Source organism: Lachnobacterium bovis DSM 14045 (assembly GCF_900107245.1).
Taxonomy (GTDB): domain Bacteria; phylum Bacillota; class Clostridia; order Lachnospirales; family Lachnospiraceae; genus Roseburia; species Roseburia bovis.
On the sequence record NZ_FNPG01000004.1, the window covers coordinates 261,225 to 270,225 of the forward strand.

Here is a 9,001-nt window from a genome sequence, read left to right on the forward strand (position 1 = left end):
TGATACTATCAATAAATTAATTAATCTATTGATAACTTATAAGCATCTCTTGTAAAAACAACATTGCCATCTTTAACATAATATCTTGCAACTCTACTTGTGATTAGACATGCAAATTCATAGTTAAATCTACCTGAAATATCTCCTAATTCTTCAAGAGTTATTTGCTCATCACCATCTTTTCCTAACAATGTTACTTCATCAAATGTTTTAACATCCTTGATATCTGTCACATCAACCATCATTTGATCCATACAAACTCTTCCACAAATTGGTGCTTTTTGACCATGAATCAAAACATAACCTTTATTTGAAAGGCCTCTAGCATATCCATCGCCATATCCTACTGGTATAGTTGCAATTTTTCTCTTAGAATCTGCAACATATGTTCCGCCATAACTAATTGCACATCCTTTTTCAACATCTTTGATAAAAGTAATTGTACTATGTAATGACATTACTGGTTTTAAATCAATAATATCCTTTTTTACATCTTCAGAAGGCCATAAACCATACAATGTAATTCCTGCTCTAACCATATCCATATTTGCTTCTGGAATTTCAACAATACCAGCTGAATTAGAACAATGTTTTAATTTGATAGAAACGCCTCTGTCTTCAACCATTTTAATCATTTTCTTAAATGAATCCATCTGAATAAAGGCTGGTTCTTTTGAGAGTTCATCAGCTCTGGCAAAATGAGTAAACATTCCTTCAATTTCAATATTTGGCAACTTGGAAATCTGACTAATTGTCTCAGCGTTATCTTCGTTTACTACAAATCCAATTCTACCCATTCCTGAGTCAATTTTTATATGTATTTTAGCTATTTTGCCTAATTTTTGAGCTTCTTTTGAAATTCTTTCTGCCATTTCAAAAGAACAAACTGCTGGACGAATATCATTTTCAATTATCTGATCAAATTCTTCTGGGAAAGTTACTCCTAAAATCAAAATTGGCTTCTTAACACCATTTCTTCTAAGGATTTCTCCTTCCTCAAGTGTTGCAACTGCAAATCCCCATATGTAAGGAAGATCCTCTACTGTTTTTGCAATCTCTTGTGCTCCATGTCCATAAGCATCTGTTTTTACTACTGCAACAATTTTTGTTCCCTCTTTTAAATTGTTCTTCATTGCTTCTAAATTATCTAGAACTGCATTTAAATCAATTGTTGCATATACTCTCTTATTTAATTTCATCTCTTAATACCTGATTTCTTTTAAAATTATTTTTATAGCATTCGCAATGTCTCTAGCCATTACGGACGCTGTAGTGTCTCTACTAGCACACTCGCCAGCTAAACCATGTAGATAAACTCCCAAAGCAGTTGCAAAATTAGGATCCATTTTCTGTCCTAATAAACTTGCAATAATTCCTGTTAATACATCTCCACTTCCTGCTGTAGCTAAGCCTTCACAACCAGATAAATTAAGATAATTAATACCACATGAATCACAAACTACTGTATGTGCATCTTTTGATACACAAATCACTCTGTATTCATCGGCAACTTTTTTAGAAAAATTAACAATATTTTCCTTAATTTCATTTATATCGACCTTTAAAAGGCGCGACAATTCCCCTAAATGAGGAGTAAAAATAAAAATCTTATTTTGAACGATTGTAACCTCTTTTATCATTTCCTTAATATCATCATTATATGAGATAATATTCAAGGCATCTGCATCTATAACAGTTGGGCAATCTGTATTAGCAATAACTAATTTTACAATTTCTTTCGAAGTCTCTCCAACTCCAAGTCCTGGCCCTAACACAACTGAATCTGCCCATGACAAATTTTTTTGCAAAAGAGTTTCAATCTCTTCTGTTTGTGTGTAGGTTACCAACACAGCTTCTGGTAATACGCTTTGTATTATATTCCTGTTAATTTCATTTGTGAATATTCTCACTAGTCCGCACCCCATTTTGTATGCTGCAAGTGCTGAAAAAATAGCGGCTCCAGCCATATTCCTGTTTCCTGCAATCACTAGAACCTTGCCATAGCTTCCCTTGTTAGTATTACGAGTTCTTTGAGGAAGAAGTTCTAAGTCTTTTTTTTCAAGGAATCTAAATTCAGGTGGACTATCTAAAAAACTTTTAGTGGTAATTCCAATGTCACAAATAATAACATTCCCACAATAATCGACTCCTGGCCATAAAAAATGCCCTAATTTACTAAATGAAAATGTATACGTATAATCTGCCTTAAACGCAATATTCAAAACTGCCCCCGTTGTCGATGAAATTCCAGATGGAATATCTATCGAGATTTTAAGAGCCTCTAAAACATTTAATCTTTTTATAACATCATAATACAATCCTTCAATATCTCTTGATAAACCAACACCAAACATTCCATCTATTATGACAGAATATTTACATGGTATACCATTTTGATAATCTGAATATAGACTCTCTACTAGACTCCCATCATTTACTTTATAGCCATATGATTTGTATATGCCTAATTCAAGTCTAAATGATTCTGAAGAATTTTCTATTTGTTTATCAGTTATAATGCAGACAACAGCTTCATATCCTTTTTCATTAAGTAATCGAGCAACTGCAACGCCATCAGCGCCGTTATTTCCAATTCCACATACTACAAGTATCGGTTTTTTATTTATTTCAATATTTAATTTAGTATTTGTCTTAGATAAAAGATTAGACAATTCATTAACCATCGCACCAGCGGCTTGCTCAACAAGTACAATTTCTGGCACATTGTAAACCTTAGTTGTATTCTTGTCATACCTCTTCATTTCTTCGCTACTAACAATATACTTCATTAATGCACACCAATCCTCTACAATATAGAATTATAATCAACTAGCCAAAAAATCACACTAGCTATAGTTATGGAATAAAAAACACCACTAATAACATTTTAATTAATTTTTATTAATTGTAAAGTCTAAAATCCAAAAAAAATAGTTTTATTCAGACTCATCTTTATTTTCATATTCATCTCGAATATCAAACAAATCAATAATATCATGTCCTAAAATATCATGCATATATGAATATATCTCACGATTATTTATATCTCTGTTTTGTTTTTTTATAATACTCTTTTTTAATTCAATGCGCATATCTTTTATCTTCTTCGCTAACATATTAGCTTCATTTGAATTAACATGCATTTTATCATAACAATATGACATGCTCTGTATCATTAGGATTTCATTTGCTCTAGCTATCTTTTTCGGAAGTTCTATTAATTCGTCTTCACACTGTTCTAGTTTCTCATTTATTTCTGTTATCAAACGCTTATTTTCAGATAAAATCTTATCTTTTTCATCATAATCACTTTCATTTGTAGACATAACCATATTATCCACTATATCTTTCATAAGCTGATTTTTTATTTTTTTTAAATTTTTATGATTATCTTTCAAATGAGCTTGTTTTTTTAGCAATTCATTAACATTATCTTCTAACTCTTGTATTTGTTGTGTTTTTCCATGAATTGCAAAAAGTCTGTGCCACTTTTGGTCAACGACTAAAAGTGGCACTTCTTTATTGCGTAATGCATTTTTAAATTCTTCTTCATTTTTCATACAGTGCCCTCATTCGTTCCAACTAAATATACCTTTATATATTTATCGGTAAAAACGTTAAACACATAATGAACAAACTTAGTTAAACTTTTTCTGCACAATATTATAAGACAATCTCATTAAACTGTCTGACAAATGAACATTTTCTACTATGACATCATCTTCCCTCAAATCAAGATCTACATGAGCAAAGTTCCAAATAGCTCCGACACCTAAATCAACTAAATGATGTGCTACTGTATCAGCTTTACTCTTAGGTAATGTTAATGCAGCAATATCCACATCATTTTCCTTGCAGAATTCGTCTAATTCATCAATATTATGAACTGGAATATTACGTACTTTAGTCCCAACTAATTCAGGATCAACGTCAAATAATGCTGTAATAACAAAACCAAACTTTTCAAACTTAACGTAATTTGCTAATGCTTGTCCTAAATTACCTGCACCAATTACAATTATGTTATGAGTTTGATCTAATCCTAGTATTCTTCCTATAACTTCGTATAAGAATTTAACATTATAACCGTATCCCTGCTGTCCAAATCCACCAAAATTATTTAAGTCTTGACGAATCTGTGAAGCAGTAACATTCATACGCTTGCTCAAGTCTCTTGATGAAATACGTTCAACATTATCATCAAGCAATTCTCCTAAGTAGCGATAATACCTTGGCATTCTTTTTATAACTGCCTGTGAAATCTCTTTAGTCACTTTTTGTTTTTCCTCCTATCGCTTACCTTTTATAAGAAGAAAATCCTTCTTTATTATTTTAGGTTCTAAAATAATTATAAGTGCTTTTTGTCAAACTGTCAATGTGTGAAATTTTTAACATTTTATAAATTCTGCTCTAAATTTGTTCTAATTTCATTAATAAACTCGGCACTGTCTAATACAGTTGGATTTTCAATGGATGTGATTAATGCTAAATCTTTAGTCATTTTGCCAGATTCTATTGTATCAATACAAGCCTTTTCTAATGCACTAGCGAATTTAACCAAATCATTGTTTCCATCTAATTCACCACGTTTTCTTAAAGCTCCAGTCCATGCGAAAATTGTTGCTACAGAGTTAGTTGATGTTTTTTCTCCTGCTAAATATCTGTAATAATGTCTTTGAACTGTTCCATGAGCAGCTTCATACTCATAATAACCATGTGGTGATACTAATACTGATGTCATCATAGCAAGTGAACCAAATGCTGATGAAATCATATCACTCATTACATCTCCATCATAATTTTTACATGCCCAAATAAATCCACCCTCTGATTTCATTACTCTAGCAACTGCGTCATCAATTAATGTATAAAAATATGTAATATTAGCTTTTTCAAACTTCTCTTTATAGTCTTTTTCAAAAATTTCAGCAAAAATATCTTTAAATGTATGATCATATTTTTTTGAAATTGTATCTTTAGTTGAGAACCATAAATCTTGTTTAGTATCTAATGCGAATTCGAAACAACTACGAGCAAAATTTTCAATTGAATCCTGGCAGTTATGTTGACCTTGAATTACACCTGCACCAGTAAAATCATGAATTAATTCTCTAGTTACTGTTCCATCTTCTGCTGTGAAAACAAGTTCAGCTTTTCCTGGACCAGCAACCTTCATCTCTGTTGCTTTATAAACATCACCATAAGCATGTCTAGCAATTGAAATTGGCTTTTTCCATGACTTAACATTTGGATCAATTCCCTTAACAACAATTGGTGCTCTAAAAACAGTTCCATCTAGCATTGCTCTTATAGTTCCATTAGGACTTTTCCACATTTTTTTGAGCTTGTATTCTTCAACCCTTTGGGCATTAGGTGTGATAGTGGCACATTTAACTGCAACTTTATATTTTTTTGTTGCATTGGCAGCGTCAATAGTAACCTGATCTTCTGTTTCATTTCTATTTACTAAGCCTAAATCATAATAATCAGTCTTCAAATCAACGAATGGATTGATTAACTCATCTTTAATCATTGTCCAAAGAACTCTTGTCATTTCATCTCCATCCATTTCAACTATTGGTGTTGTCATTTTAATCTTTTCCATTTTTAGTCTCCTTTTTGTTAAAATTAATGCTAATAATAATCATTTCTTAGCGACATTTTCATAATGTATAATAAGATTCTTATATATTATACCAAATTTCCCCAACCAATTTCATCCATATTTAACATTGTGTTCTTCATATGTAATTTAGCTAGTTTTTCAGCTTTCTTACAATCATGTTCTTTTAATGCTTCCACAATTGCTTTATGTTCTGTCATAAATTTAGGAACACGATCCGGGTTAGAAAGTGAAATTGAGCGAGCCTCCTGAACATATAAATGATATTCTGTCAAAACTCTTCTTAATTCACTACTTCCTGACGCATCATATAATACTTCATGAAATTTATTATCTAAATCAACCATCTGTTCTTGATTTCCTCTTTGAGCATAGAATTCCGTCAAATATACATTTTCTTCTAATTCTTGTAATTGCTCATCTGTAATATTTTTAGCTGCCCATTTTGAACAGAGCCCTTCTAATAAAGAACGAATTTCATAAATATCATGTACATCTTTTTCAGATAACCCTATAACATATGCCCCTTTGTTAGGAATGATTGAAATAAGTCCTTCAAGCTCTAATTGACGAAACGCTTCTCTTACTGGGGTTCTACTTACGCCTAATTCATCGCCAATCGCTTTTTCTTTAAGTTCTTCATTTCTTACATATTTACCTGTAAGAATATCTTTACGAATCTTATGAAAGACTTTCGCACTTAATGAATGATTATCTTTTGTCATACTTTACCTCATCTTATTTTTTATAAAACAACATTGAGTTTTTTACAACAATCTGTTATTTGCACAACTATTTCATTATCTGTTAATGCAGTAACTCTACCCTGTGCATATTGTAAATCAACCCAATCCTTTATCATTTTAACAAGCTCACTGTTTTTGTCAACCTTTCTTTCGTCAGAAAGATTATAATAATTATTAATCCAATATGCTATTCCTGCTAAACCTGATGTATTAGAAATTGCAACTAATGGTGGTCTGTTTAAGAATTTCTTTGTATCGAAAATATTGTAGATTTCTTCATTTTTTAATAATCCGTCAGCATGTATTCCTGCACGTGTTACATTAAAGTTTCTACCTACAAATGGTGTTTGAATTGGTTGCTTGTAACCAATTTCTTTTTCAAAATACTCAGCAAGCTCTGTGATAACTCTTGTATCCATACCATCTAGCGTACCACGAAGTTGTGCATATTCAAATACCATCGCTTCAAGAGGGGTGTTTCCTGTTCTTTCTCCAATACCAAATAATGAACAGTTTACACCACTTGCGCCATATAACCAAGCTGTTGTTGAATTATTAACTGCTTTATAAAAATCATTATGTCCATGCCATTCAATTAACTCTGATGGTACACCTGCATGTGTTGTTAATCCATAAATAATTCCTGGTACACTTCTTGGAATTACAGCTCCTGGGAAATTAACACCATATCCCATTGTATCACAAGCTCTAATCTTAATTGGAATCTTATATTCATCCATCAATTTCATTAATTCTACACAAAATGGAATAACAAAGCCGTAAATATCTGAACGTGTTATATCTTCAAGATGACACCTTGGACTTACGCCAGTCTCTAGACATTCTCTAATTACACTTAAATAAAGATTCATAACTTCTTTTCTCGTCATATGCATTTTGTAAAAAATATGATAATCCGAACAACTAACTAAAATTCCTGTCTCCCTTAATCCTAAATCTTTGACTAATTGGAAATCCTTTTTATTAGCTCTTATCCATGAGGTAACCTCAGGGAATTTATATCCTCTTTCAAGACATTTATAAACTGCCTCTTGATCTTTTTTACTATATAAGAAAAATTCACTTTGACGAATCTTACCGTTTGGTCCGCCAAGTTTATTTAAATAATCATATATTGTAACAATTTGTTCCGGTGTATATGGAGCTCTTGATTGTTGTCCATCTCTAAATGTTGTATCTGTGATCCATATATCTTCTGGCATATTATGTGGAACAATTCTATCATTAAAAGCTATTTTAGGTATTTCTTTATATGGAAACAAATTATGGAATGTATTAGGTTCTTCCACATCTACTAATTGATAAAAATGTTCTTCTAACTGTAACAAATTATTCTTATTATTAAAAATTACTTCTCTCATATTATAACTCCTTATACTGCATTCTGTTTCATGTGTATTTGTATATAATGGGATAATTGTATACAATAATATTATTTATTTAATAATTTACCATAATAAAGTAACCTTGTCAACAATATTTGTTATGAAAAATTTTTATGCTTATTATTTCTATTATTGCCTATGCCTAATACAAATTTCATATCAAAAATGTTCGAAATAAAAGAGCCAAAAAACGACCATAGCTACTTTGATATTTCCCTGTCTACTTGACAATGGTCATATTTCTTCTAAGCATGGTCGTTTATTTTTTCTTATTTTTTCTACAGTCAATAAAAAATGGATTCATAAACTCAATAAACTCTCCATTTTTCATCATAAAACCTTTTCTACTGACTTTTGCATCCTTGATATACTTATGTTTCCTTATAGTTATAGTATATGATCCATAATCATACACGTCAGCCAAATCAATTTCTTTATACTCATCATAGCCTTTTTTATAAGGCGCATGATAATAAATCAGCTTATCATCTTCGGTTATTTTTACGAAAGTAGTTACTTTTTTGGCTTTGCTTGCATGTAAAAATCTTGCAATAAATGTAATATCCACTATTATAATCCAGGCTATTCCCCATGACATTAATAATACATACGCCCAAATTACACAACCATTAATTAATATGATATTCCAAAAATTCTCATAGTCATACAAGATGATTTTTTTCTTTTTTGCGTATTTGTATTTCATTCCTTTTCCACGTCTCCTATATTAATTAATCCGTTTGACAAAATTGTAACTATTGTTCCAAAACCGTATTGCCAATCATAATCAAAAGCATCCATGATGCCCTTCGCCCAAACTTCTTCAACAATATTTTTCCCACTAGCAAAAACAGATCCAACAGTCTTAGAATATAATAACTGAGCAAGACCAACAGCACAAGAATCGCAAACTATCTCTGGTATTGTTCTTTCTCCACCAAGTGCTTCAGTTATTGATGTTCCTGATACTGCTACCGTTGTTGCTGCTACTCCCGCTGTTAATCCAACAAGAGGTGCTGCTACAACTGCTACAGCCATTCCTGCGCCTATAATTGCTACACCACCAATCATATTTACTGCATCTCTGTGTTTTGCATAAAACTCTCCTACTGCCTTACCTGCTTTATTAACAGTATTCCAACCGCCTTGGCAGCCTTTTTTGTCTTATCCTTAACCCACTTAATTGGATTTGGCCACATACCATTCAAGTCATTCATCAGCATTCC

The 9,001-nt window shown here is 31.5% G+C and carries 9 protein-coding genes; all 9 read right to left on the bottom strand.

Going from position 1 to position 9,001, the window contains the following annotated elements:
- Positions 1-20: 20 nt before the first annotated feature.
- Positions 21-1,199 (bottom strand): alanine racemase, encoded by a 1,179-nt coding sequence (alr, locus tag BLV79_RS01155; RefSeq protein ID WP_074715308.1) that lies wholly within the window; start codon positions 1,197-1,199, stop codon positions 21-23.
- Between the two features lie 3 nt (positions 1,200-1,202).
- Entirely contained in the window at positions 1,203-2,789 is a 1,587-nt protein-coding gene (locus BLV79_RS01160) for a bifunctional ADP-dependent NAD(P)H-hydrate dehydratase/NAD(P)H-hydrate epimerase (RefSeq protein WP_074715311.1), read from the bottom strand.
- Positions 2,790-2,936: 147 nt separating this feature from the next.
- Positions 2,937-3,560, bottom strand: coding sequence for a hypothetical protein (locus BLV79_RS01165; RefSeq protein ID WP_074715313.1), 624 nt, complete (start codon positions 3,558-3,560; stop codon positions 2,937-2,939).
- Between the two features lie 78 nt (positions 3,561-3,638).
- Positions 3,639-4,274 (bottom strand): redox-sensing transcriptional repressor Rex, encoded by a 636-nt coding sequence (locus BLV79_RS01170; RefSeq protein WP_074715316.1) that lies wholly within the window; start codon positions 4,272-4,274, stop codon positions 3,639-3,641.
- Between the two features lie 122 nt (positions 4,275-4,396).
- The gene (locus BLV79_RS01175; protein ID WP_074715319.1) at positions 4,397-5,605 is read right to left on the bottom strand and encodes an NADP-dependent isocitrate dehydrogenase; all 1,209 of its coding nucleotides are present in this window, start codon (positions 5,603-5,605) and stop codon (positions 4,397-4,399) included.
- Between the two features lie 86 nt (positions 5,606-5,691).
- A complete protein-coding gene (locus BLV79_RS01180) occupies positions 5,692-6,348 on the bottom strand; it encodes a GntR family transcriptional regulator (RefSeq protein ID WP_074715322.1) in 657 nt (218 codons plus the stop codon).
- 20 nt (positions 6,349-6,368) lie between these two features.
- A complete protein-coding gene (locus BLV79_RS01185; protein ID WP_074715324.1) occupies positions 6,369-7,751 on the bottom strand; it encodes a 2-isopropylmalate synthase in 1,383 nt (460 codons plus the stop codon).
- Between the two features lie 283 nt (positions 7,752-8,034).
- Positions 8,035-8,481 (bottom strand): hypothetical protein, encoded by a 447-nt coding sequence (locus BLV79_RS01190; protein ID WP_074715327.1) that lies wholly within the window; start codon positions 8,479-8,481, stop codon positions 8,035-8,037.
- Positions 8,478-8,846, bottom strand: coding sequence for a hypothetical protein (locus BLV79_RS01195; RefSeq protein WP_074715330.1), 369 nt, complete (start codon positions 8,844-8,846; stop codon positions 8,478-8,480). The genes BLV79_RS01190 and BLV79_RS01195 overlap by 4 nt, the downstream gene beginning before the upstream one ends.
- Positions 8,847-9,001: the final 155 nt, after the last annotated feature.